We start from the raw sequence: 24,680 nt of genomic DNA on the forward strand, positions 1-24,680 counted from the left end.
ATCTAGCCTTTCGCAGTGGGCCGGATCTGCATCAGCAGGTCCCATTCGATTTCCGACACGCGGCGCCCGCTGGCCGCCATCACGATGTCTCGCACGCTGCCGTCCGAGTGGGCCGCGGCCTGCCCGGCCAGTCCGACGCCCCAGGCGAGCGTGCACATCACCTTCCACCAGCGGAACCGGTCCCCGTCGAAACCGCCGCCCGCGCGCCGGTAGCCGCGCACGAACGCGGCGCGGCCCGCGAGCCCGCCGAATTCCCGGTCGTCCGCGCGGAAGCGCCACATGCGCAGCGCGGGCCAGGCCACGTCACGCATCGGATCGCCATGACGCTGCGCGCCTTCCCAGTCCAGTACGGCTCGCAGGCCGTCGGGCCCGACGACGATGTTGCCGTTGCGCATGTCGGTGTGCAGCAGCGCGGTACGGGGCGGCGCGGGCGGGCAGTGGCGCTCCAGCCAGCGCAGTGCGAGCGCGAACACCGGCCGGTCCGGCAAGAGCGCGCGCACGTGCTCGCCCGCCTCGGTCAGCTGGCGTTCCGGATCGGCCGCCGCTTCGGGCAGGCGAGCGGGCGCGGTCGCCGGGTCGATGGCATGCAGACGGCCCATGGCCTCGCCGAGCTGCTCGGCGACTCGTTCGCCGAGACCCGCCGCCTCCGCCAGCCGTAATACCTTGCGGGGCACGGTTTCCCCGTCCACCCGTTCGGAGACCACGAACGGCCCGCCGACATAGGCGCTGTCGGTACAGATCGCCACCACGGGGGGCACCGGCACACCGTGCGTCCGCGCCAGTTCGCGGACCGCGGCCTCCACGTCGACCGGAACCAGCTCGATCGCGCTCGGCACGATGGTCGCGACCAAGCGTCGCGTCCCGCCCTCCAGGTCGGTTTCGAAGGCGACGTTACGGCGACGGGCGCCCGCGGAGAGGTATTCGACGTTCGACACCGTCACCGCGCGGCCGCTCCCCGACTCGAGGAACCGGGCCAGACCGCGTGCCAGGTCGGAGCTCACTCGCCCGCCCAGGTGTCGTACCCGGGTTTGGCGATCGCCAGATCGGCCCGCACGATCGAAACCAGCGCTTCCCAGAGGTGCTCGTCATCCCCCTCGGCCACCGTGTCGAGCAACTCGCGCTCATGCTCGGCCGCGGCGGGGCCCGATTCGATCTCCCTGCGCACGATCCTGGCGAGATTGGCGCCCACCCGCGCCTTGTGCTGCAACCCCGCGGGCAGGGCGGGCAGCAGCGTCTGCTCGAGCAACTCGGCGATCGATTCCAGCAGCTCCGCTGCCGATGGGCGATTCTGCATGCGTTCCCCTCGGTCGGTTCCGGCCCCCAGCATGGCACGCACCGGTACCGTCCCGATCGGCACTTTCGGCCGTCACCCCTGGCCGACGCAGCCGCAACAATCCCACCGGCGAGTCGCTTCCTGTGTGCCGGCTGGGAATCTGCCACGGGTCCTCCTTCGCATGGGGTTGCCCATGGTGGCGGTCGGTAAAATGCGAGGGGCAGTAGGCGCGGGGTGCGCCATTCGTTGCGCTGGGCTGAAACAGGAGAAATGCATTGGCGACCAGTCGCGTCCGATCCGGAGTCGTCGCGGGGATCGCCCTGGTCATGGCGGTGATCGTGGCGGCGTGCTCGTCGTCGTCCGAGCCGGGCGGTACGCCGGGAGCGGCAGGGCCTGCGCCCTCGCCCCTCACCATCACGCCCGCGTCGGGGGCCCGCAACGTCGATCCGCTCGCACCGATCCAGGTCAGCGCCTCCGAAGGGCAGCTGACCTCGGTCACCATGACCAACGAGCAGGGCAACGCCGTCGAGGGGATCATGACGCCGGACAAGACGGCCTGGAAGCCCACCGAGCCGCTCGGCTACGGCCGCACCTACACGGTGACCGCGGAAGGGCTCACCGTCACCGGAAGGACCGGGCCGACCACCGCGACCTTCTCCACGCTGACCCCGAACAATCAGACGAAGGTGTCGCTGACCACCACGGGCGGCACTCCGCTGTCCGACGGCGGCACGTTCGGGGTGGGCACCGTGGTGGTGGCCCACTTCGACGAGGACGTCCCCGACCGCGCCGTCGCCGAGAAACATTTGTCGGTCACCACCGACCCGCCGGTGGAGGGCTCCTGGTACTGGCTGGACGATCGCAACGTGCATTGGCGGCCACGGGAGTACTACACCCCGGGCACCAAGGTCAGTGTGGCGGCGAACATCTACGGCCAGGAACTCGGCCGCGGGCTCTACGGCCAGGAGGACACCGAGACCACGTTCACCATCGGCGCGTCGCACGTCTCGATCGCCGACGACAACACCAAGCAGATCCAGGTCTTCGAGAACGGCAAGCTGATCCGCACCATGCCGACCTCGATGGGCATGGGCGGCAGCGAGGTCATCGGCGGCAAGACGCTCACGTTCTGGACCCAGCCCGGCATCTACACGGTGATGGACAAGGCCAATCCGGTGATCATGGATTCCTCCACCTACGGCCTGCCGATCAACTCTCGCCTGGGCTACAAGGAGTCCATCGGCTGGGCGACCCGGATCAGCACCGACGGCATCTACCTGCACCAGCTCGACTCCACCGTCTGGGCCCAGGGCAACACCGACGTCTCGCACGGCTGCCTCAATCTCAGCGGCGAGAACGCCCGGTGGTTCTTCAATTTCGCCGTCCCCGGTGACGTCGTGGAGATCCGCAACACCGGAGGCGCCCCGCTGGAGGTCTGGCAGAACGGCGACTGGGGGCTGCCGTGGGATCAGTGGGTGCGGGGCAGCGCCCTTCGATAGGGTCCGTCCCGCCGACACGCTGGCCGCCCTTGCCGATGCCGGGAAGCTGCACTACATTCCTGCACTCGCGAGACCACTCGGTCTCCAATCCCTGCGCGGCGTACCCGCGGCGGCACCGCGCGGGACCCGCGTTGACGATCGGAGCCGGCTCGATGGCGATGCTGCTGTACTACCTACTCCTACCGCTCTATCTCGCCGAGGCATTCGTCAACCAGCTGGACTGAGGACCGCTCAGCCGCAACACACTTCAGGGGCCGCTCCCGCGATCGACGCGCTGCGCTCGGCCTACCCGCTCTCCCACCGCTCGGACCAGGTGGTGCCCACCGCGAGTTCGATGCGACGTCAGCGCCGATGCCCGGGTGCTCGGCCCGAGCGATTTTCTCAACCGGCCTGTTCGGCGCCCGGTGGCTGGTGGAAGCCGGGACCCGCCTTCGGTTCGACCTCGCGCGGGTCGATCGGCTCGCGGCAGTGGTCGCAGACCAGCATGGGTGAGGTCTCCTCCCCGCAGGTGCGATGTTCCAGGACGACCGGCCTGCCCTCCGGCCCGACCAGGTGGTGATCACCCCAGACCATCATCGCTGTGACGATCGGATACAACTCGCGGCCCGCGGCGGTGAGGTGGTAGTCGACGCGCCCGCCGCCGTGGTCGGTGCGAGTGAAGATGCCCGCGTCGATCAGCATGCGCAGGCGGCTGGTGAGCAGGTTGCGGTTGGTGATGCCGATATTGCGGGCGAAATCGCTGAAACGATGCACCCCGAAGAACGCCTCGGCGATGAGCAGGATGGTCCACCGGTCGCCGAGCAGCTCGACGACGCGGGTGACCGAATCGTCGACCGGGCGCCGCAGTGTCATGGCGCTATCTTCGCATCCCGTCATGGTATTGCTTTCCTACTGACGGTATCTGAATAATACCGATAACACCGGTGCCCGTTCCGGGCCGGACAGCTGGGAGCGTCGATGACGACCACGAACCACCCGACCGACGATTACGTGCGCCTGCTCGACCCCGCGGTGCGACCGGACCCGTACCCGCTGTTCGCGCGGCTACGCGACTGCGGCGCGTTCCGGATCGGCACGGCGCCGGTGGTCGTGCTGACCCGCTACGCCGACTGCGCCGCGGTATTGCGCGATCCGCGCGCGAGCGTCGACCGGTCACTGGCCCGGTTACAGCTCGGCTCGATGCCGATCTACGACGGGACCCGCGAAGACGGTGCGGCACAGGCGAAGCCGTCGTTCCTGTTCCTCGACCCGCCCGATCACACTCGCCTGCGCCGCCTGGTGTCCAAGGCGTTCACCCCGCGCGTCGTGCGGCAGCTGGAGCCCCGGATCACCGAGATCGTCGACGACTTGCTCGACCAGCGCGCTCGTACGGGACGATTCGACGCCGTCGACCACTTGGCCTATCCGCTGCCGGTGACCGTCATCTGCGAACTGCTCGGCGTGCCGCTGGCGGACGAGGCGCGGTTGAGCGCCTGGTCGGCGCTGCTGTCCCGCACGCTCGACCCGACGTCCCGCGCGGCCGCTCAATTCCGCGCCGACCCCGCCGAGATCCGGCGCGCCGGGACCGAATTGCACGCCTACTTCGAAGAACTCATCGACCGCCGCAGGCGCACCCCGGGCCCGGATCTGCTGTCCGAACTCATCGCCGCCGAAGACGCAGGGGACGTGCTCACCCACGCGGAACTGATCTCGACCTGCGCGCTGTTGCTGGTCGCCGGGCACGAGACCACCGTCAACCTGATCGCCAACGCGATCCTCGCCCTGCTGCGCAGGCCGGAGGAACTCGCCGCCCTCCGGGCGGATCCGGACCGCGCGGCGGGCGTCGTCGAGGAGACGCTGCGCTTCGACCCGCCGGTCCAGCTGATCCCGCGCGTCGCCGCCGACGGGCTCAGCATCGGCGGCATGGACATCGAGCGCGGCGATCTGGTGGTACTGCTGATCGCCGCCGCGCACCGCGACCCGTCGGTGTTCGGCGACCCCGACCGATTCGATCCGGCGCGCGATAACCGCCACCTGGCCTTCGGCCTCGGGGCGCACTTCTGCCTCGGCGCTCCCCTGGCTCGCTTGGAGGCGCGAGTGGCGTTGACCCGGTTCGCGCAACGAGTCGAAGACCCCTCGCTGCCGGGGGACCCGCCGCCGTACCGGGAACACGTGAATCTACGCGGGCCCGCGCACCTGCCCATCGAGTTCGCGGAGATCCGGCCCAGGTAGTCAGCCGTCGTAGGAGACGTGCGGCGTCCACCCCTCGACGGGGCGGGTGGCCGCCGCGTGCAGCGCCGCGGCGACCCGGTCCCGCGTGAACGCTCCCTCGCCCAGCACTCCGTTGACCTGCACCGCGACGGCCCGTACGCCGACGGGGGCGAGGGTGGCGTCCAAGCTGGTGACCAGGTTGCGCACCGCCGCCTTCTGGACGCCGAGCGAGGCGGCCCGGTGCCACGGCTTGTCCGCGGCCGCACTGCCGGTGACCAGCACGCGGGCGCCCTCGGCCAGGAACGGACGCGCTGTCTGGACCGCGGGCAGCAAAGCCGCGGCGCCCACGGTGAAGTCTTCGATCAATGCGGCGACCGAGAGCTGCAACGGATCGGCCTCACGGAAGATGCTGGGATTGAAGTGCAACACGTCGATGCGGCCGTAGCGCTCGCCCACCTCAGTGACGACCCGGCCCACGTCGGCGGGATCGCGCAGATCCACCCCGGCGCCCTCCGCGTGGAACCCCTGCTCACGCAACTGCGCCGCCAGCGGTTCGGCCTCCTCGGGTAACCGGCAGGCCAGCACGGTGGTGAAGCCGTCGGCGGCGAACAGGCCGGCGACCGACAGCCCGACACCGGGACCTGCGCCGAGCACGAGCAGCACGGGAGCAGCCGAGGTCTCCGGTGCCGGGCGGCTGTCGGACGGGATCATTCGACGACGGCCTTGATCCGGTTCAGCGTCTCGCGCATGCCCTCGACGTTGGTCTTGCCGCGCGTCCACCCGGCGAGCAACCAGTACAGCCGCAGCACAGGGTTGCTGTGCAGCTGGAACGACTCGGTGACATCGGTGCCGCCGTCGACCGGTTCGAAGACGTAGCGCCACGTGTTGATCGGCATGCCTTTCGGTCCGAGCACGGTGAACGCGAACTCGCGACCGGGCTCGCAGGCGACGATGCGGCACACGGTCGCGTACTTCAGCCCCCAGCCGTTGCGGTTGACGTGACCGCGGAACTTCACGCCCACCGCGGGTCCGGTGGCGCCGCCGAGCCACTCCGCGGCGAACGTCTCCGGACTGAACCGCCCGGTGTTCTCGATGTCACTGACCAGTTCCCAGATCTTGTCGGCGGGGGCGGCCATCCGGACGGTCACGCTGTCATGCATGCGCCGAACGCTAGCAGGCGGTCCCGCCGTCGCTTCCGGGTCGAACCGCGCTGCCGTCAGGCGGGACGCCCAGCCGTCCACGTCCGACAGCCACTGTCCGGGTTGCAGCACCCAGCAAGCGGCGAGCAGATCGTGGCCGAAGTGCGCGAGGGCCGCGTGCTCCGGCCAGTACTCGCGGGTCCACTCGGGGTCGTCGGTCGCCGAGTCGATGCCGCTGCGGACCACGCCGACCAGTTCGAATTGCAGATGCTGGACCAGCACCCACGCTTCGGCGTCCATCGGCTTGCGGCGCAGGTGGTCGAGCAGGGCGCGGGCGGCGGAGCGCACGCGGTGTTCCATCCAGTGGAAGGTGCGCCGGTGCCCGTGGGGCGCGACGCCGTACAGCGCCAGCACGGCGACGGCGACGCCGATCATGGTCTCCCACAGCCGATCGCGGATCACCGGCCCGATCGGGCCGCCCGTGGTGGCGACCCCGCCCGCGATCAGCGCGACCGGCGTGATGAAGACGACGGCCAGCGCGTAATTCCGCGGCACGAACAGCTCGATGCCGAATTGCAGCGCGGCCACCAGTGCGATCAGCGCGTACCCGGTCGGCCCGAGCTGGAAGATGAGCGCGAACAGCCCGAGGCCCGCGATCGTTCCGACGAACCGGTGAATGGCCCGCACTTGCCCGCGCACGCGATCGGGCCCGGCTTGCAGGACGATGAGGGCGCTGAGCACCGCCCAGTGCGGCCGGTCCAGACCGAGCAGCGCGCTCAGCGCACCCGCGCCCACACAGCCCGCGGCGACGCGCATCGCGCTGATCGCCGCGTGCGAGGAGAACGACAGGGAGCCGCAGCCGGAAGCCGACGCCCGGCCGGGCGAACGAGACCAAAGGATCGACCAGCAGATCGTCGGTGTCGTCGTCGGGAACGTGCCCGGCGAGGCCGCGCCGCGCGCCCTGCAGGGTGGCCAGCAGTTCGGCTTCCCCAGGGTCCGAGGGCAGGCCCGCGTCGTAGACCGCCGCCCACGCGTCCGCCATCGCCGCGCCCGCCCGGTGGCGCAGGTCGATGGCGGGCGCCCCCGCCTCCCGGGCCTCGATGTAGGCGTCGACCGCGCGGACCGCCGCGTCGACCGCGATCCGTTCGGGCTTGCGGCGATCACGCAGCACCCCGGCCATCGAGACGACGATCGACGCGACCACACCGCAGGCCGTGCAGAGCAACAGCGTCTCCACAGCCGCCCCGGCCTCGGCGGCTTTCATCGCTCCGGCGCAGACCAGCGCGAAGAACAGCGCCCCCGGCGGACCGAGCCGCAGGGCGTCGATGACGAACACGGCCACGACCGCTATCGCCGACACCACGAGCACCATGAGCAGCGACGAACCGAGCCCCGCGTCCAGCACTCCGCCGATCAGCGCGCCTGTGCCACAGGCGGCGAGCAGCGCCGATCCGGCCGTCAGCACGACCCGGCCGCGCACCCGAAACGGCCGCCCTTCGCCGTAGAGCACCGCGAAGGCCCCGAACATGACGAACAGGGCCGCGTCCGGATGCCCGAGACCGGTGACGATCGCGGCGGGGACGGCGAACGCCAGCGCGGCACGCACCGCCACACTCCACCGCCTGCCCGCGGGCGGCAGGGCGAACAACAGCGAGCCGACCCGGCCCTGCGGCGGCACCGGATCCGGATATGTCGCCGCCACCTGCTGTCCTTTCTGCTCTGGAGAGCTGCCTGTAGCACACATTAGATTCGGGGGATGACCGCCGACGCTCATATTCCACTACCCACGCGCGTCCACGCCTTCGGTGACGACGCGCTCGGTGACTACGACGCCGTCGCCCTGTCCGCGCTGGTGCGCGACGGCGAGCTCTCGCCAGGTGAACTCGCCGCCGCCGCGGCGGCGCGCGCCGGGCAGGTCGAAGACTTGGCGGCCGTGGCCTACCCGAGCTATGCCGAACCGCTGCTGCCCGCCGAGCGGACCGGCGCCTTGTATGGCGTGCCCAGTTTCGTGAAGGACAACACCGACGTGGCCGGGATGCCGACGAATCAGGGCACCGCCGCGTTCCGCGCGCGCCCCGCCGGTGCGCACAGCGGCTACACCCGCCAGTTCCTCAGCACCGGCCTGACCGTTCTCGGCAAGAGCGCCATGCCCGAATTCGGCTTCAACGCCAGCAGTGAAACGCCGCACCTCGCGCCCACCCGCAACCCGTGGCACACCGGCTATTCGGTGGGCGGCTCGTCGGGCGGGGCCGCCGCGCTGGTGGCGGCGGGTGTCGTCCCGATCGCGCACGGCAACGACGGCGGCGGATCGATCCGGATTCCCGCGGCGTGCGCCGGACTGGTCGGCTTGAAGCCGACGCGGGGACGGCATGTGGTGTCCGGGCTGGCGCGCACGTTGCCGGTCGACATCGTCAGTGAAGGGGTGCTGACCAGGACGGTGCGCGATACGGCGGTGTACACCGCGGCGGCCGAACGATACTGGCGCAATCCGGCGCTGCCACCGATCGGCCACGTCGACGGCCCTGCGACCCGGCGCATGCGGATAGCGGTAGTGCTCGACAACCTCGCCGGGCCGCTGGCCGCCGGTCCGACCCGGGAGGCGGTCGAAAGTGTGGCGCGTGTCCTCGAGGCGGGCGGCCATTCGGTCGAGCCGGTTCCGCTGCCGTTCGACGCCACGATCGAACGCGCCTTCCTCCACTACTGGGGCCTGCTCGCGGCCGCCATCACCATGACGGGACGGTTCCTCGACCGCCGATTCGACGCACGCCGCGTGGACGACCTCACCGTCGGCCTCCGTGCCCTCTTCCTCCGCCGGGCCTTGCACGCTCCGCTCACGCTCCACCGACTACGCGCGGCGGCGGCCACCTACGAACAGGCACTCGGACCCTACGACGCGGTGCTGCTTCCCACGCTCGGCCACACCACGCCGGAGCTCGGCTACCTCAGCCCGACCGTGCCGTTCGACGAACTCATCGACCGGTTGCGCGCCTACGTCTGCTTCACTCCGATCAACAACATCACCGGGACGCCGGCCATCACCGTTCCCGCGGGCCTGACCGACGCGGGGTTGCCCGTCGGGGTGCAGTTCGCCGCCACCCGCGGCAACGAACGCACACTGCTGGAGCTGGCCTATCTGGTGGAGGCCGAGCGGCCGTTCCCCCGCCTGGATCACTGACCATTCCGGCCTTTATCAGGCTAGGCTGAGTTCGCTCATTCGGGGCGGACGGCCGCGGGCCAGAGGGGGACGAAATCATGGGCACGAGTGTCGAATTGACCGGAGTCCCGGAGACCATGCTGTGGACGCTGTACAACCGGGCGGCGGAAGCGAAACGGGCGGACGGCATCCTGCGCGACCCGGACTGCGTCCAGATATTCGACGCGCTCGATTATGACTACGAGCGGGCATTCGGTGCGCCCGACGGCACGCACGCGGTGCGGTCGCTGCGTTTCGATCAGGTGCTGCGGCCCTGGCTCGCGGCGCACCCCGGCGGCACCGTCGTCGAACTCGCCGCGGGGTTGGAGACTCAATTCCAACGATGCGACGACGGACAGGTGCATTGGCTGTGCGTGGACGTGCCCGAGGGCATCGCATTGCGCGAACGATTCCTGCCGCCGAGCGAGCGCTGCCGTCATCTGCCGATCAGCGCGCTCGACACGGCCTGGTTGGACGAGGTCGACGCCGAACGCGGTGTCTTCGTCACGGCGCAGGGCCTTTTCATGTACTTCGAAGCCGACGAGGTGCGCCGGCTGTGCACCACGATCTTCGACCGGCTGCCTGCCGTGGAGCTGATGTTCGACACCATTCCGCCCTGGTTCTCGCGCAAGACCATGAACGGCTACGCCAAAACACCGCACTACACGACGCCGCCGATGCCGTGGGGCGTCAAACGTAGCGACGCGGCGCGACTGCTGCGCGAATGGAGCCCGCGGGTGGCGGAGGTGACGACGACGTCGTTCAGCCCTTCCCGCGGTCCGCTCGCGGTGAGTCTTCCGCTGTTCGACCGCCTTCCGGTGCTGCGGGACATCCCGCCCGCCATCGTCCATGCGCGTGGTGCCCGATAGGTCAGGGCGCGACGTTCGTCGCGGACGACGGGCGGTCGCGGTGCACCGGGCCGTGGGCGTCGTCGCAGTGGTCCTCCAGCACCGGCAGCAGGCGCTGCGCCTGGGCGTCCGCCGAGGAGGCGACGGCGTGGGTGTGATCGACCTGCAACGTGGTGTGGGTGATGCCGTAGTCGTGGTCGAGCAGATGCTCGATCCGCTGACGCAGTCCGTGGCAGTCCGCGCCCGCGCGGACCAGCACATGCGCCGACAGGGCGATGTCGCCGGAGGTGATCTGCCAGACGTGCAGGTCGTGCACCTCGTCGACGCCCTCGATGTCCACCAGCCCGCGCCCGAGCGCGTCCGGATCGACGCCCGCGGGCGCCGCCTCCAGGAAGATCCGGCCGGATTCACGCACCAGCCCGAGCCCCGCCTTGACCATCAGCGCGACGACGATCAGCGTGGCGATCGCGTCCGCCCTGGCGAAGCCGGTGGTCAGCACGACCAGGCCGGCCACGGCGGTGGCGATGAATCCGTAGAGGTCGTTGAGCACATGCTGGAAGGCGCCCTCCACGTTGAGACTGGAGCGGTTGGCCTTGCTGATCGCCCAGGCGGCCGCGATGTTGACCACCACACCGGCCAGCGCGGTCGCCAACACGAGGCCGCCGGTCACCTCGGGCGGCTCCAGCAGACGGCGCACCGCCTCGTAGGTGAGCCAGCCCGCCAGCACGAGCAACGTGACTCCGTTGGCCTGCGCCGAGAGGATCTCGGCGCGCTTGTATCCGTAGGTGTACTTGCCGTTCGCCGGGCGGGCGGCGAGCCGGATAGCAATGAGCGCGAGGACAATGGAGGCGGCGTCGGTGAGCATGTGCGCCGCGTCCGACAGCAGGGCCAGCGAGTTGGCCAGCACGCCGATCACGACCTCGACCGACATGAAACCGACGATGAGAGCCAGCGCGATGGTCAGCCACCTGCGATCGGCCGCACCCGACAGCCCGTGCCCGTGCGCGTGACCATGTTCGTGTCCCATCGACCCAGACCCCTTCCAGCACCGAATGTATGCGCATATCTGCATCTGTCTCGTCAGCTTAGCCGACCCCTACCGGCGTGCGACAGCGCAGCGGAGTGAGCTGGATCACGTCGCATACGCGCTCGTCGGCGCGGATCAGCCGAACAGGGCGTGTACTGCCGCATAGGTCGACACCGTAGCGATCAGACCTGCGGAGACGCTGACCACCACGTTCATCGCCGCGAAGAAATAGGCGCCGCGCTCCGCCAGCCGCACGGTTTCGTAAGCGAAGGTGCTGTAGGTGGTCAGCGCTCCGCAGAATCCGGTGCCGAGCAGGACGAACAGCGGCGAGGCCAGCGCCGTCCCGGCCCCACTGAGCGCGCCGAGCACGAGACAGCCGATCAGATTGACCGAGAACGTGCCCCAGGGGAACAGGCTGTCGCGGCGATCCTGCACCGCGCGGTCGATGAGATATCGCAACGGCGCGCCGATCGCGCCCCCCACGAGAACCAGCAGCACGGTCATGGCACTCTCCTGCACCCGTGCCGCAGCCGCTCGTATCCGGCCCTGGTGAGCCACATGGCGGTGAGGGTGGCCAGCAGGGCGCAGAGCAGGGTGCCCGCCAGATATCCGGCCGCGACGACGATCGTGCCCGGCCGCAGCAGACCACGAACCTCGTTGGCGTAGGTCGAGAAGGTCGTGAACCCGCCCAGCACGCCTACCCCGAGGAAGGGACGCAGCAACCGGTGGACAGTCCAGATCTCGGTCACCGCGACCATCAGCACGCCGATCACGAAGCAGCCAGCGACATTGGTGACGAAGGTGGCCAGCGGGAAGTGCCCGGGGCGGCCGGGCAACCCCTGGGCGAGACCGTAGCGCGCGAGCGCCCCGAGCGCCCCGCCGAGGGCGACGACCACCGAAGCCGAGCCGTGGGTACGCCAGAAATCCCGCCGTCGAGCGGGACCCCGCGCGCGCTCGGCGATGCCTGCCGGTTCCTCGGTCAGTTCATCGGTCACGCAGAACTCTTACCCGAAGCCTCCGCGGCGGCGCCACCGCGGGCAACGACGCCGCACTCACCGGTGCCCGGCCTTCTCGACGCCGTCGTGTGCGACGAGAACCGAACACCCGACGTGCCGTGCGGCCTTCTCCGCGGTGCTGCCCATGAAACGCCCCCAGATGCCCGAGTGCCCGCTGCGTCCCAGCACCAGCAGGTCGGCATCGTGATCGGCGGCGGCCGTGGCCAGTTCCCGCGCCGCCTGACCCGCGCGGAGTTCGGCCCGCACCGCGATGCCGCGCTGTTCGGCCGTCTCGGCGGCGGTGGCGAGCCATCGGCGGCAGGTCTGTTCCCCGATGGAGCGTTCGTCCTCGATCTCACCGACCACCGGACCGTAGTGCGGCAGATACTCTTCGACCGCGACGACCGTGAGCGCGGCGTGGTGCACCGTCGCCAAGTCGAGCGCCATGGTCAAGGCGGCCCTGGCGCCGGGCGAGTCGTCGTAACCCACCACGATCCGCTGGAACACCTCTCCATTGTGATCCCTCTCCCAGGCCGGAGCCAGCCTTCCGGCAACCTTGCGGCAATCATGCTGTCGCCACGGCACGATCGGCCGCGAGCACTTCGGCTGCCGCGCGCTCGCCCGAGCGGATCGCCCCCTCGATGTAGCCCGACCACTCCGTGGCGGTTTCGCTTCCGGCCCAGTGGATCGCACCGACCGGGTGGCGCAACGCCGAGCCGAGGGTGGTCAGGACGCCCGGCGGGAAGAAGGAGTTGTAGCCGCCGCGGGCGTATGGATCGTCGGCCCAGACCTTTTCGTGCCACTCGATCGGCTCGCGAGCGACGTGCCCGAAGGCGCGCACGAGCGAACCGATGATCATGGCGCGTCGCTCGCTCGGGGGAAGGGCGGCCAGCCGTTGCGCGGCCCGGCCCGGCACCAGCGCGCCGAGCACGCCCGGACCGCCGGGGCGTGTCGCGTCGAAGGTGACCGGCACCGGATCGTGGAGGTTCAGCGACTGGCCGGTGAACGAGTCGTCGCGCCAGAACGGCCGCTCGTAGACCGCGAACGATTTCAGGACCGAGCCCATCGGCATGCGCTGGGTCAGTTGGTCCCGCGCGGCGGGCAGCGGTGGGTCGTAGGCGATGCGTCCGGCCAGGGTGGGCGGCACCGCCACGATCACGTGCCCGGCGGCCACGTCACCGGAGTCGGCGCTCACCCGCACACCGTCCACGCCCTGACGGATACTCGTGACCGCCGCGCCGAGACGCACCGCGTCGCCCAGTTCGGCGGCGATGGCCAGCGCGGGCCCGTCGGCGCCGTCGATGAACAAGCGGGTCACCGTCTCGGCGGTGATCCCTGCCTCGACGCCGCCCGCCGAGCGAATCGTGGTGAGCAGACCGAGCATCGAGATGCTGCCCACGTCGACGCACAGCTCCTCGCCGATCATGACCTCCGCCAGGTTCCGCGCGCGCCGCTCCGGCACGTTCCGGCGCAACCAGGTCGCCGCGGTCATCGCGTCCAGCCGGTCCGCGCCAGGTGTGGTCCACGGGCGGGCGAGGTCGATCCGGGCAGCCATCCGTTCCATCCGCCACATGGCCTGGGCGAGCACGAGCAGGACGAACGTCGGAAGCGGCGGGCGGGCGCCTGCGAACGGCCGCCGGACCACTCCCTCGACCAGCAGGTCGACCCCTTCGGGCGGCGCGTAGGTCACGGCGCCGTATTCCTCGGCCAGCGCGGCGAATCGCGTCTGCGCGCCCGAGATCCACTGTCCGCCCAGATCGACGGCCCATCCGTCCCCGACCCGCGCGGTCAGCGTGCGACCGCCGGCACGATCACTCGCCTCCAGGACGACGACATCCCGACCGGCAGCTCGCAACGTCCGCGCCGCGCACAGCCCGGCGTATCCCGCTCCGACGACTACCACGTCCGCACGGTCCATGGTGGCCTCCCGTCGCCGCACCGAAACTCGACAACCACTGTCGATCACCCGTGGCCGATCCGCAACCGGCACGGAGATCCGCGGGCGAGAGCCGACGACCCTCGGTGTCGTGCGACCCGGGCCGCATGGCGGTGAACAGCAGTCGACGGTGCGCCGACCGGGTCGTGCACCGGCGGGAAGTCACCGCGCCACGCTCGGCGCGGACCCGCGTCCGGTCGGCTGCGCTACTCGGCTGTTCGTTCACGTCCCAGTCTCGTGGTGAGCAGCGATCGGCCGCGGTCGTCGAGTGGCTAACGCCTCAGCGTGGCGAGAGCGGCGACGGCGGCATCCTGGAAGGTCGCGATCAGCGAGCGCGGCGGCGACGAGACGCGTCCGCGCACCCACTGCCTGCAATACTCCTGCGCCGGTCCGACGCAGATCGCGTGGGCCACCGGATAGCCGTCTCCGCCCACGTCCGCGGTGACGAGCAGCTCTCGGTACCTGCGCCGCAGCGCGCCGAAGAAGGCCCGATTGTGCTGTGCCAGTTCGGGCTCGGCGGCGCGCGCCACCTCGTCCGGAAGGGTGGCGAACAGGAAGCGGGCGAGGTCGCGATGATCCTGCACCCAGCCGAGATGGGCCGCGAGCATCGCGCGGATCGCCTGCTCGGGACCGACATCCGGCGCGTCGAGGTGGTCCAGCACGGTCCGCTGATAGTCGAGCATCCCGGTGACGTAGACCGCGGCGGCCAATTCGGCTTTCGACCCGAACGCGTGGAACATGCTGCCGCTGGACAAGCCGAGCCGATCGCGCACGCCGGCCATCGTGAACGACGGATACCCCTTGGCCAGCAGCTGTTCGGTCGCCTCGGCCAGGATCCGCTCCCGAGTGCGCATTACCCGCTACGCGCCGAACTCGGCGTCGATGCCGGAACGGATCGCGGCGAGCGCCTGCGCACGCACCCGGATTTTCGTCCCGGCGTGCGCCGCGAAGTCGATTCCGGTCAATCGGTGCGCTTCGGCCGTCGCGCGCGTACGCAGATCGTCCGCGTCGGCGGCGAGCACGTCGAGAAAGCCCAATTCCCTGGCTTCCTCGGGCCCGACCAGGATTCCGGTGTTCGCGGCCCGGTCGAATCCGGGCGCGGTGAGCCGGTGCCGCGCCGCTTCCACGCCGTAGTGCGGGATGGTCAGCCCGATGGCGACCTCGTTGAGGCCGAGTTTGAAATCCCCCGTGACACCGAACCGCACGTCCGCGGCCAGCAGCGTGAACGCTCCCTGGGCGATCGCGTGCCCCGGACATGCCGCAACGACGGGGTACGGGAACCCGAGCAGCCGATGGACCAGGTCGCCGCCGGCTCGCAGGGTGCGGCGGATGTCGTCGGCGGAACGGGAGAACGTCGCCAGGTCGTAGCCGGCCGAGAACATCCGGGGACGCCCGGTCAACAGGACGACCGCCCGGTCGGCCTCGGCCCGGTCCAGGGCGGCGGCGATGGCGGCGATCATGTTCTCGGACATGACATTCGCTTTGCCGTCGTCGAGCGTGATCGTGGCGACCCCGCCGTCGAGCCGGTAGGTGACGAGTTCGGTCATGGCGTCCTCCTCTAGAGCAAGACTCTAGAGTATCACTCTAGAAGCTGTCGTGGCTAACCCTGGGCTCCGGGCCGGAGGGTGGGTCTCGGACCAAGTGTCGTTACGGCAACGAGACGAAACAACGGCCGTGGATCCGCCGATACAGCGAACAGATGATGCTGCCGAAAAAGCCTGGCGCGTCCGGGCTTCGGACTAGCCTCGGGACAGGCTCAGGTGAAGGAAGCGACATGACCGCAGCAACCGTCATCCGCCCGCTGGCGCCGAGCGAGGCGATCTTCGCCAACAGCGAAGTGCTCGTCGGCTATTCGCTTCGGGTCGCGGGGCGGTTGGATCTCGCCGCGCTGTCGTCGGCGTTCGAAGCCGTGGTTCGCTCCCGCCCGATCCTCGGCGCCCACCTGGAGCCGGACGGGCGCGGCGGGCACCTTCTGCTCGAATCACCGGCAGCCGCACCGGAGCTGACGGTCGCCGAGGGCGATCCCGAGCGGTTGCTCACCGGCGCCCGGCTGGACCAGCGCACTGCGGTTGCCGCGCTGGGCGTCGTCCGCGACAGCGCCGGCGCGGGGGTCACCTTGGTGACCCACCACAGCGTCGCGGATGCCTATCATTCGCTGGCCGTGTTCGCCGAGCTGTGGTCCTGCTACACCGACCTCGTGCGGCGCGGGCAGGCCGACCTGCCGCAGCACGGCTTCCCACGATCGGTGGAAGACCTGCTGCACGAGCGCGGCATGCGGAAGATCGACGCCGCGCCCATGTCGCACCGCCCCATGGAGATCGCCCGGAGTCGCACGGGCCCGGAGGATCCCGGATACCTCGTCCCCCGCACCGCACGCTGCAGGCTGACCCGGAAGCAGACCGCGGCGCTGGTCGAGCTCGGGCACCGAGAGCACACCACGATCAACGGCCTCGCCTCCGCCGCGATCCTGCTCACCGAGGCCGAGTTGCGCGGGCTGCCGCTGACCGACCTGTCCTACACCTACTCGGTCGACCTGCGCAGCCGGGTGAGGCCACCGATCGGGATGACCGAAGGCACCAACGTGCTCGGCTTCGCGAACTTCGTCCCGGCGCGGCGGACCGGCGCGACGCTCGTCGATCTGGCCCGCGACATCAGCGACACGCTGCGCGCCGGACTCGACTCGGGCACGGTGCAGCGGACCCCGCTTCACATCCCCGAGATCACCGCGGGCCCTCCGCCGCGCGCGCCGGGAATCGTGCTGGCCACCAACTGGGGACGCGTGGGCAGACCTCGGGTGCCGGACGAGCTGCGGATCACCGACTTCCGCTCGATCATGCTCGGCAAGCCGGACAAGACCGGGCACCGGCTCCAGCAGCCGAGCGGCACCATCATCATCAGCACATTCGACGACCGCCTGAGCATCGAGATCCACCACCCGGAGGAGACCACCGAGGAACAGCGGGTGCGCGTACGTCTGCTCGCCGGCCACCTGTCGGAGTTCGGCGCGGCAGGCGCCGCGTGAATCCGGCCGGATTCGTCAGGCGCGCGCGGCGGACGGTCGGGCCGGCGTCTGCAGCGGATCGGTGAGCACGTCGGTGAAGGCCAGTTCCGCGGCGCCGATCAGGGTCGCGTCGCCGCCGAGCGCGCTGGTGCGCAACCGGACCCGTTCGCGGACGGCTTGCAGGCCGTTGACCGCCAACCGGCTGCGTACCTGCGCCGCCGAGGCCAGGTAGATCTCCCGCAGCACGCCGCCGAATACCACCACGGACGGATTGAAGACGTTCACCAGATTGGCGACTCCGTATCCGAGCCATTCGCCGACCTGGCGCAGCGCGTCCCGCGCCGTCGTGTCGCCGCGGGCGGCGGCCTCGACGATCGCGTCCACCGCCGCTTGCCCGGGAGGATCGCTGCGTCCCGCCGCCGCGATCAACCCGAGTTCGCCCGCTTCGGCCTCCAGACAGCCCCGGGAGCCGCAGGCGCAGGGCCGCCCACCCGGATTCACGATCATGTGGCCGACTTCCCCGCCGTAACCGCCGTCCCCGCCGAGCAATTCACCGTTGACGATGATGCCGCCGCCGATGCCGACGTCGCCGTGCAGGTAGATCGAGTTCGCCAGGCCGACGCCGACACCGCGTTCGCGTTCGGCCAGCGCGCCGAGGTTGGCGTTGTTGCCGACCGCGACGCGCAGGCCGAGATCGAGTTCCCTGGTCAGCTCGGCGCCTAAGGCGACGTCCACCCAGCCGAGATTCGGCCCGTACCGCACCACGCCGTCCTCCTCGCGGACCATGCCGCAGAACGCGACCCCGACGCCCACGCACCGAGCGTCCGGCGCGGCCGTGGCGATCATCGCCCTGGCCATCGCCGCCAGCGCGGCGATCACGTCGTCCGGGTCGAACGCGCCGCCAGGACGGGCGGTCTCGGTGCGCTCGAGCACCGAACCGCCCAGCCCGACCCGCGCGGCGGCGAGCCGGTCGGCGCCCACGTCGAGCGCGACGACGTAGACCCGGTCGGCTCGCGGCCGCACCACCAGCGACGGCCTGCCCGCCCGTCCGGTCTGCCCGGGCAATTCCTCGCTCACCAGACCCGCCGCCGCCAGATCGGTGGTGAGCGCGAGAATCGTGCTGCGGTTCAACCCCATCCGCTCGGCGAGCGCGGCGCGCGACACCGCGCCGTCACGGTGCACATGCCGCAGCAACGCGGCGAGATTGCGCGTGCGGATCTCCTCGGGCGAAGGTGCTGCTCGCATTCACCGGGCTTTCGTCACGGGGCTGGGGGGTTCATCGCTGTAGGAGCGCGCGCCTTCGGGACAGGGCGTCCACTCCGGCCGCCAAGAGCAGCACGAATCCTGTCACAACGAATTTCGTGCCCGCGCTGTAGCCCATCAGCCCCATCCCGTTGTTGATCACCGCGACCACCGCGGCGCCGAGCACGGCGTCCAGCATCCGTCCGCGGCCGCCGAACAGGCTGGTGCCGCCGATCACTGCCGCGCCGACCGCCGTGAGCAGCACGTCGCTGCCGCCGGTGTTCGGATCGACGGAGTTCGCGCGCGACGCCGCGATGAGTCCGCCGACCGCCGCCATGGTCGAACACAGCACGAACGCGGTGATCTTCACGCGATCCACCGCGATGCCCGCGCGCCGGGCTGCCTCGGCATTGCCGCCGACGGCGTAGATGTGCCTGCCGAACGCGGTGCGGTCCAGCACGAACGTCCACAGCAGCAACAGCGCCACGATCAGCGGCACGACGATGGGCATCCCCGCCAGCGAGTGCAACGCGGGGTTGCGGCTGCGCTCGCCGTTGAGCACCAGCACTGCCGCGCCCGCCACGATCGCCAGTAGCACGACGCGCACCACGACCGCCCGCGCCGTCGTGCCGGTGAGCCCGAGTTTCGTGCGCGCCCGCAACTTCCGGTACTGCACGAGTGCGAATCCGGCGACCAGCACCGCGTACAACGCCCAGCCGATCGCCGGCGGCACGTTCTTGTTCGCGATCGCGACGATCGTCTCGTCGCGGATGGAGATATTGCGGCCGTTGTCCATGATCTTCAGCGCCACGCCCTGCAACGCGAGGAACGCGGCCAGCGTCACCACGAACGACGGGATCCCGATCTTCACCACGACCGTGCCGATCACGAGCCCGATCACCACGCCGGTGAGCAGCGAGACCAGCACCGCCGAATACCACGGCCACCCTTTGTCGGTGAGCAGCACGGCGAGCACGGCGGCGCAGACCCCGCTGGTGAACCCGGCCGACAGGTCGATCTCGCCGAGCAGCAGCACGAAGATCAGCCCCATCGCGATCACCGCGATCGCCGCGCCCTGGGTGAACAGATTGGCGAAGTTGGCCTCGGACATGAAGACCGGGCGCGCCGCCCAGAAGACGGCCGAGAGCACGACGAGCGCGATCACCGAGGGCAACGCCCCCATGTCGCCGCCGCGCACCCGGCCGACGTAGCCGCTCATCAGGTCGGTCACCGGCGCCGCCGCCGGTCGCCGCTCGGTGGTCACCGCGGTCATCGGGTCGCTCCGCTCGCCTCGAGGCCGAGCGCTCCGCTGCGTCCTGCCGTGATCAATTCGACGACCTGCGCGTGCGTCACGTCGGAGGTCCGTACCTGGGCGGCCATCCGGCCGAGGTAGAGCGCGGCGATCCGGTCGGACACCGCGAAGACGTCGTTCATGTTGTGTGAGATCAGCACCACCGCCAGACCCTGGTCGGCGAGCCTGCGCACCAGCTCGAGCACCTGCTGGGTCTGCGCGACGCCCAGCGCGGCCGTCGGCTCGTCGAGGATCACCACCTTGCTGTTCCACAGCACGGCTTTCGCGATCGCCACCGTCTGGCGCTGTCCGCCGGACAGGCTGGCGACCTGCTGCCGGACCGATTTGACGGTGCGCACCGACAGGCTCGCCAGCGTCTTCCCGGCGAGTTCCTCCATCGCGTATTCGTCGAGCACGAGACCGCGGCTGCGTTCCCGGCCGAGAAACATGTTCTGGACGATGTCCAGGTTGTCGCAGAGCGCGAGATCCTGGTAGACGATCTCGATGCCGAGCGCGGCAGCGTCGCGCGGGCTGTGCACCTGCACCGGCGCGCCCTCGAAGAGGAATTCGCCCGCGTCGATCGGGTGGGTGCCGCCGATGCATTTGACCAGCGTGGACTTGCCCGCGCCGTTGTCGCCGACGAGAGCGGTCACCTCACCGGGATAGGCGCTGAAGGCGACTTCGTGCAGGACGTGGACGGGACCGAAGCTTTTCTCTACTCCGCGTAATTCGATGACCGGCAGTTCGGGCATGGGTGGCTCCTCCGAAGGATGGAGCCCCTTCCGCGATCCCCTCATCGAACCGCGGAAGGGGCGTTGCGATATCAGATCCCGTTGTCCGCGCAGAGTTTCGCGAACTCGCCGGTGCACAGCTCGGCTTTGGTGACGTAGCCGTCGGCCACCACGTCCTTGACGTTGTGCGGATAGATCGGCTTCGGCTCCAGCAGCACCGACGGCACGTCGGCGTTCGACTCCGGGTCGCGCACCGCGCCGTTGGTGCTGCCCTGCTCGCCCTTCACCAGGGCCACCGCGAGTTTCGCGGTCGCCTCGGCCTCCTTCTGGATCGCCTTGTAGACGGTCATGCACTGGTCGCCCGCCAGAACGTTCTGCAGGCCCTGGACCGTGGCGTCCTGCCCGCTGACCGGCACCTGCCCGTTCAGCTTCTGTTTCTTCAGCACCGCGATCGCGGCGTTGGCCAAACCGTCGTTCGCCGCGACGACGCCCCCGATGTCCGGCCGGCCGGTGAGCATCTGTTCGAAGATGGTGCCCGCCTTCGTGTTGTCCCACTCCGGGACGGCCTGATCGGGCCCCTTGACGTACTGGCCCGCGTCGAACCGGGCCCTCAGCACTCCGTCGTAGCCGGTCTTCAGCAGCGTGGCGTTGTTGTCGGTCGGTCCGCCGTCGAGATACGCGACCACCGGGCGCACCGCGTTGCGATCGGTCAGGCATTGGGCGACGCCCTCGCCGAGCAGGCTGCCGACCTTCACGTTGTCGAAGGAGACGTAGTACTGGGCGCCGCCGCCGAGAGTGAGCCGGTCGTAGTCGATCACGGTGACGCCCTGCGACTTGGCCTTCTGGATCACCGCTTTGCCGGTGCCGCTGTCCAGGTTGGTCATCACCAGGACGGTGGCGCCGTTGGTGATCATCTGGTCGGCGATGGTCTGGAAGGCGTTCTTGTCGCCCTGGGCATTCTGGATATCGGCCTGAACCCCCGCGGCCTCGAACGCCTGCTGTAAGTACTTGCGGTCCGCCGTCTCCCAACGGGCGGAGGTCTTGCTGTCCGGGAGGATCACGCCGATCTGCGTTTTGCCGCCGGAGTCCGCGGAATCGTCGCCGCACGCGGTGAGCGTGACGGCCAGGAGCGCGAACGACAACGCGGCAGCGCTGAACATGCCCTTGCGCATGAGTGGGCCTTTCATCACCGGCCGGGACGAGGTCCCGGCCGGTCGGAGTGGAACGAATGTTGTTCACAGCAACATATTGGACTGTGACGGAGCGCACAACAGCTAATTTGTTGTTCCGAATAACAATCTCGACACGCGCGCGTTTGCCCGGGTGTACGCCGATGCGGCCGGTGGGACGAGGGGGCGTGAACAGGGGCGTCGGCCGACGCGCGGGACCATGCCCGCGGACGTGACGGGATCGCGCTCGCGCCGCGCCGCGCGCCGGACACGCGGAAGGGTGGCATCTATGCGAAACGACCACCGAGGATCGGGCGCATGACAGCGCTCCGGCACAGTACCCTTGGCGGTGAATCATGGCGCGGTAGCGACAGACTGGGATCCGGGAGGGGAACAGTGGACACGCTCAAGCTCGACCCGGCGGCGATGGCCGCCTACACCGCGATTGCGGACGCGGTGTCGAAACAATTGGCGTCGGCGGCCACGGTCGCCTCCGGCGCGGTGGATCCCGACCGGCTGGCCGCCGATCTCGGCCTCGTGGGCGCGGAATTCGCGGCGCGCTTCTCGGCGGCCGTATCCGAACACGCGGAAGCGTTGTCGACCGCCGGGCAACTGGTCGGCGCCTACGGCCGGGTCCTGCGCGGTTACAGCGAGAACGCGCAGGATGTCGACGCCGAGACGGCGGGCGCGATCACCCGTTCGGGGGAGGCACTGGCATGAGAAGCCTGATGGGACTGCGGAAACGGACGCACACCACCCAGCCCGCCGCCGAGACCGCCCGGCCGTCGAGCACCGAACCGGGGGCCGACCCGCCGATCGTGGCGGCGCTGGTCCGCCCGCTGCTGACGCTGCGCTCCTCACTCGGCACCGGTGTCGGCGTGCCGAGCGCGGCCGCGACCGGGGCGCTCTCGGCCGCCTCCACCCAGGTGGCGGACACCGAGGGCCCGCACCGCGAAGGCCTGCACGCGCTGGAGTCCACCTGGACCTCCCGCGCCGCCGACAGCGCGGTGCCCGCGATGCGCACGACGCAGACCCAGATCGGGGACATTTCCGATCGGGGGCCCGCCTACCTGTCGGTCCTCGCCGACGCGCACGCCACCTCGGGGCGGGCGGCGCGGCAGGTCGACCAGATCATCGCCGACTTCCGGCGCGACGCACGGGAGATCCTGGACAACGCGACCTCCGCGCCGGAGACCGACGCGGTCATCGCGCGCGCCACCCAGGCGCTGCGCGACGCGCTCACCACCGTGACGGCCGCGCGCACCGAGATGAACGACCACACCAGGAGACTCGACGAAATGGGACCGCTCACGGTCACCGCACCGTCCGGCGTCTCCCACGGACAGGGACAGGCCGTCTCCCCCGGCAATTCCGGGCAGGTCGTACCCGGCACCACAACCACGGGCACCACGACACCCGCCACCACCACGCCCATGGATCCGGCCATGGCCGCGCAGCTCCAATTGCAGCAGCAGCTGATCTCCGCAGGGGTGGACCTCGGCACCACGGCCATCAACGCGGGCGTCGACATCGGCACGCACATCATCGACAAGATCGCCGAAGTCGGCATACACGGCATCGACACCGTCGCGGCCGCCGCGGACAAGGCGATCCCGGAACTGATCAACCCGGGCTCGACCACCAACTCCGGTAACTCCGGCACGAATGGCGACGACTCGAAGAATTCCTCGAAGCTGTTCGACTTCGGCGGGTCGCAGGAGCACAAGCCGTCGTCCACCGGTCCCGGTTCGGTGATCCCGCCCGGCAACGCCGGGCCCGCCGCACGGGCGGACGTGCCGAAGCCGGAAAGCAAGCCGTCGCCCGCGGTCGCACCGCCCGGCGACGCCACGCCGCCGACGCCTGCGGGCAGCCCGGACCGCCCCGTTCATCCCGGCCCGACCGGCGGCATGGTGCTGCCGCCTGCTCCGCCGCCGGGCGGCGAGGATCACGAGCACAAGCCGCGCGACGGGCAGCTCGGCGTGACCATCCCGTCCGCTGTGACAGCGGTCGTACCGGTGCTGGGCGAATTCGACGATGACACCCCCTGACCGGGAACATCCCAGTCAGGACGCGGGCCAGGCCAATCCGTTCGACACGGGTCTGCCGATGCTGCGCATTCCTCCGAGCAAGCCGTCGAAGCGACGGCGGTCACCCGGCCGCCGCAAGCAGATTCGTCGCCGGGAGCCGGAGTACGAGGCCGCGGAACCGCCGCGCCCGCCGGAGCGGCAGAGTGTCCGTCCGCGCCTCGGCGAGTGGGAGCAATGGCTCGAGCCCGCGCCACCGGCCGCGCGAGTGCCGCAACCGGTGGCCGCGCAGCAGCGCACCGCGCCCGCGGAGCCGGAGCCGGTCGAGTCCGAGGACGGCCCCGTCACGACGCCCGCAATCGTCAATCGCTCCGGTATCCATCCCGGCACCCCGGTGCGCCATCCTCGGCGCACCGATCAACAGCGCGGCAACCGCTCACTGACGGTCTTGATCGTGCTCGGTATCGTGGTCGCCACCGTCTCCATCGGCCTGGCCATGATCTATGGGTCCGACGCGAATTCGCGCAAAGCGGCGGCGACGTCGCCCCCGCGCGCGGCCGGGCCCGCGCCGACCACCTCGGTATCCACCTCGCGCGTCAAGCCCCCGTGGGCGATCGCCACGCCGGGATGTGAGCAGAAGCGCACCGCCGACGTCGTTTCCGGCACCGATCCGGGCGGCACCGGCAACGGCCCCGACGCGATCTTCGCCTTCGAGTACGCCTACTACGCCGAACGGTCCGGGTACCGGGCCCGCGCGGTGGTGGCCCCCGACGCGGCGGTCTCGCCCGCCGATCAGATCCAGCGCGGCATCAACCAGGTGCCCGCGGGCACCCGCTACTGTGTCGAGATCTCCCGGGCCGGGGACGGCCCGGACGGCCAGGCGCGGTGGCAAGTCCGGTTGACGCAGCAGTTCCCGGAGGAAGAGCCGAACACCTTCACCCAGTTCATCACCACCCGTACCGGAACCGATCAAACGCTGATCACCGGGATCACGGCAGGCTGATCTCTCCGCGCGGCGTGAGCCGGCGAGCCGCAGCGCTCCGCTGGATTCGCGGCACCCTGCGCCGAAATTTTTACGAACAACACTATTCGTAGAGGCGCGAGTGCTCTAGATTCGGTTGC

Annotated in this window: 25 protein-coding genes and 1 pseudogene; 9 read left to right on the top strand and 17 right to left on the bottom strand. The window is 70.2% G+C overall.

Features of this window, described 5'->3' with window-relative positions; all coding sequences use genetic code 11:
• Positions 1-2 precede the first annotated feature (2 nt).
• Both NA8_RS17200 and NA8_RS17205 read right to left on the bottom strand, forming a co-directional pair.
• Positions 3-1,001: a phosphotransferase family protein gene (locus tag NA8_RS17200; RefSeq protein ID WP_063051407.1), complete on the bottom strand. Its 999-nt coding sequence runs from the start codon at positions 999-1,001 to the stop codon at positions 3-5.
• The gene (locus NA8_RS17205) at positions 998-1,294 is read right to left on the bottom strand and encodes a DUF6285 domain-containing protein (protein WP_084466887.1); all 297 of its coding nucleotides are present in this window, start codon (positions 1,292-1,294) and stop codon (positions 998-1,000) included. Before NA8_RS17205 ends, NA8_RS17200 begins: the two co-directional genes overlap by 4 nt.
• Positions 1,295-1,599: 305 nt before the next feature.
• Between NA8_RS17205 and NA8_RS17210 the strand changes: the two genes are divergently transcribed.
• On the top strand, positions 1,600-2,772 hold the full coding sequence (locus NA8_RS17210; RefSeq protein WP_063051483.1) for a L,D-transpeptidase: 1,173 nt from the start codon (positions 1,600-1,602) through the stop codon (positions 2,770-2,772).
• 381 nt (positions 2,773-3,153) lie between these two features.
• Here NA8_RS17210 and NA8_RS17220 read toward each other — a convergent pair whose 3' ends face one another.
• Positions 3,154-3,624, bottom strand: a complete 471-nt coding sequence (locus NA8_RS17220) for a winged helix-turn-helix transcriptional regulator (protein ID WP_062971618.1) — start codon at positions 3,622-3,624, stop codon at positions 3,154-3,156.
• Between the two features lie 105 nt (positions 3,625-3,729).
• Here NA8_RS17220 and NA8_RS17225 point away from each other — a divergent pair, with 105 nt between their 5' ends.
• Entirely contained in the window at positions 3,730-4,983 is a 1,254-nt protein-coding gene (locus NA8_RS17225) for a cytochrome P450 (protein WP_063051410.1), read from the top strand.
• On the opposite strand, the gene NA8_RS17230 is transcribed toward NA8_RS17225, so the two are convergent.
• From NA8_RS17230 to NA8_RS35165, 3 genes and pseudogenes are all read right to left on the bottom strand, one after another.
• Positions 4,984-5,673: an SDR family NAD(P)-dependent oxidoreductase gene (locus NA8_RS17230; protein ID WP_063051411.1), complete on the bottom strand. Its 690-nt coding sequence runs from the start codon at positions 5,671-5,673 to the stop codon at positions 4,984-4,986. It abuts the gene before it with no gap.
• Entirely contained in the window at positions 5,670-6,122 is a 453-nt protein-coding gene (locus NA8_RS17235) for an SRPBCC family protein (protein WP_063051484.1), read from the bottom strand. The genes NA8_RS17230 and NA8_RS17235 overlap by 4 nt, the downstream gene beginning before the upstream one ends.
• A gap of 447 nt (positions 6,123-6,569) precedes the next feature.
• Positions 6,570-6,917, bottom strand: a pseudogene (locus NA8_RS35165) (FUSC family protein); the annotation flags it as partial.
• 118 nt (positions 6,918-7,035) lie between these two features.
• On the opposite strand from NA8_RS35165, the gene NA8_RS35170 reads away from it, so the two are divergent.
• The 3 genes from NA8_RS35170 to NA8_RS17250 all read left to right on the top strand — a co-directional run bounded on the left by NA8_RS35170 (position 7,036) and on the right by NA8_RS17250 (position 10,163).
• The gene (locus tag NA8_RS35170) at positions 7,036-7,848 is read left to right on the top strand and encodes a hypothetical protein (RefSeq protein ID WP_245663881.1); all 813 of its coding nucleotides are present in this window, start codon (positions 7,036-7,038) and stop codon (positions 7,846-7,848) included.
• 9 nt (positions 7,849-7,857) lie between these two features.
• Positions 7,858-9,276: an amidase gene (locus NA8_RS17245; protein ID WP_063051412.1), complete on the top strand. Its 1,419-nt coding sequence runs from the start codon at positions 7,858-7,860 to the stop codon at positions 9,274-9,276.
• Between the two features lie 77 nt (positions 9,277-9,353).
• Positions 9,354-10,163, top strand: a complete 810-nt coding sequence (locus NA8_RS17250; RefSeq protein ID WP_063051413.1) for a class I SAM-dependent methyltransferase — start codon at positions 9,354-9,356, stop codon at positions 10,161-10,163.
• Position 10,164: 1 nt separating this feature from the next.
• Here the strand turns inward: NA8_RS17250 and NA8_RS17255 are convergent, their stop codons facing one another.
• From NA8_RS17255 to NA8_RS17285, 7 genes are all read right to left on the bottom strand, one after another.
• On the bottom strand, positions 10,165-11,169 hold the full coding sequence (locus NA8_RS17255; protein WP_063051414.1) for a cation diffusion facilitator family transporter: 1,005 nt from the start codon (positions 11,167-11,169) through the stop codon (positions 10,165-10,167).
• Positions 11,170-11,304: 135 nt separating this feature from the next.
• The gene (gene crcB / locus NA8_RS17260; RefSeq protein WP_063051415.1) at positions 11,305-11,673 is read right to left on the bottom strand and encodes a fluoride efflux transporter CrcB; all 369 of its coding nucleotides are present in this window, start codon (positions 11,671-11,673) and stop codon (positions 11,305-11,307) included.
• Complete coding sequence (locus tag NA8_RS17265; protein WP_369690260.1) at positions 11,670-12,164, bottom strand: fluoride efflux transporter FluC; 495 nt, start codon at positions 12,162-12,164, stop codon at positions 11,670-11,672. The genes crcB and NA8_RS17265 overlap by 4 nt, the downstream gene beginning before the upstream one ends.
• Positions 12,165-12,221: 57 nt before the next feature.
• The gene (locus NA8_RS17270; protein WP_063051416.1) at positions 12,222-12,671 is read right to left on the bottom strand and encodes a universal stress protein; all 450 of its coding nucleotides are present in this window, start codon (positions 12,669-12,671) and stop codon (positions 12,222-12,224) included.
• A 58-nt stretch (positions 12,672-12,729) separates the two neighbouring features.
• Positions 12,730-14,082: a flavin monoamine oxidase family protein gene (locus tag NA8_RS17275; protein WP_063051417.1), complete on the bottom strand. Its 1,353-nt coding sequence runs from the start codon at positions 14,080-14,082 to the stop codon at positions 12,730-12,732.
• Positions 14,083-14,372: 290 nt separating this feature from the next.
• Entirely contained in the window at positions 14,373-14,954 is a 582-nt protein-coding gene (locus NA8_RS17280) for a TetR/AcrR family transcriptional regulator (RefSeq protein WP_063051418.1), read from the bottom strand.
• A 6-nt stretch (positions 14,955-14,960) separates the two neighbouring features.
• Positions 14,961-15,647, bottom strand: a complete 687-nt coding sequence (locus NA8_RS17285) for a crotonase/enoyl-CoA hydratase family protein (protein WP_063051419.1) — start codon at positions 15,645-15,647, stop codon at positions 14,961-14,963.
• A 227-nt stretch (positions 15,648-15,874) separates the two neighbouring features.
• Between NA8_RS17285 and NA8_RS17290 the strand changes: the two genes are divergently transcribed.
• Positions 15,875-17,122 (top strand): phthiocerol/phthiodiolone dimycocerosyl transferase family protein, encoded by a 1,248-nt coding sequence (locus NA8_RS17290; RefSeq protein ID WP_063051420.1) that lies wholly within the window; start codon positions 15,875-15,877, stop codon positions 17,120-17,122.
• Positions 17,123-17,137: 15 nt separating this feature from the next.
• Here NA8_RS17290 and NA8_RS17295 read toward each other — a convergent pair whose 3' ends face one another.
• From NA8_RS17295 to NA8_RS17310, 4 genes are all read right to left on the bottom strand, one after another.
• On the bottom strand, positions 17,138-18,346 hold the full coding sequence (locus NA8_RS17295) for an ROK family transcriptional regulator (protein ID WP_063051421.1): 1,209 nt from the start codon (positions 18,344-18,346) through the stop codon (positions 17,138-17,140).
• A 31-nt stretch (positions 18,347-18,377) separates the two neighbouring features.
• Positions 18,378-19,616, bottom strand: coding sequence for a sugar ABC transporter permease (locus tag NA8_RS17300; RefSeq protein ID WP_063051422.1), 1,239 nt, complete (start codon positions 19,614-19,616; stop codon positions 18,378-18,380).
• Positions 19,613-20,386, bottom strand: coding sequence for an ATP-binding cassette domain-containing protein (locus NA8_RS17305; RefSeq protein ID WP_063051423.1), 774 nt, complete (start codon positions 20,384-20,386; stop codon positions 19,613-19,615). The genes NA8_RS17300 and NA8_RS17305 overlap by 4 nt, the downstream gene beginning before the upstream one ends.
• Before the next feature lie 71 nt (positions 20,387-20,457).
• Positions 20,458-21,552 carry a sugar ABC transporter substrate-binding protein gene (locus NA8_RS17310; RefSeq protein ID WP_245663882.1) on the bottom strand — a complete coding sequence of 365 codons (1,095 nt, stop codon included), beginning with the start codon at positions 21,550-21,552 and terminating at the stop codon, positions 20,458-20,460.
• Positions 21,553-21,930: 378 nt separating this feature from the next.
• Here NA8_RS17310 and NA8_RS17315 point away from each other — a divergent pair, with 378 nt between their 5' ends.
• From NA8_RS17315 to NA8_RS17325, 3 genes are read left to right on the top strand one after another with little or no spacing between them, the layout of a single operon-like run.
• Positions 21,931-22,254: a hypothetical protein gene (locus tag NA8_RS17315; RefSeq protein ID WP_063051424.1), complete on the top strand. Its 324-nt coding sequence runs from the start codon at positions 21,931-21,933 to the stop codon at positions 22,252-22,254.
• Positions 22,251-23,582 (top strand): hypothetical protein, encoded by a 1,332-nt coding sequence (locus tag NA8_RS17320; RefSeq protein ID WP_063051425.1) that lies wholly within the window; start codon positions 22,251-22,253, stop codon positions 23,580-23,582. The genes NA8_RS17315 and NA8_RS17320 overlap by 4 nt, the downstream gene beginning before the upstream one ends.
• The gene (locus NA8_RS17325) at positions 23,569-24,561 is read left to right on the top strand and encodes a DUF8176 domain-containing protein (protein ID WP_063051426.1); all 993 of its coding nucleotides are present in this window, start codon (positions 23,569-23,571) and stop codon (positions 24,559-24,561) included. Before NA8_RS17320 ends, NA8_RS17325 begins: the two co-directional genes overlap by 14 nt.
• Positions 24,562-24,680 lie beyond the last annotated feature (119 nt).

This window comes from Nocardia arthritidis NBRC 100137, assembly GCF_001612765.1.
Classification (GTDB): domain Bacteria; phylum Actinomycetota; class Actinomycetes; order Mycobacteriales; family Mycobacteriaceae; genus Nocardia; species Nocardia arthritidis.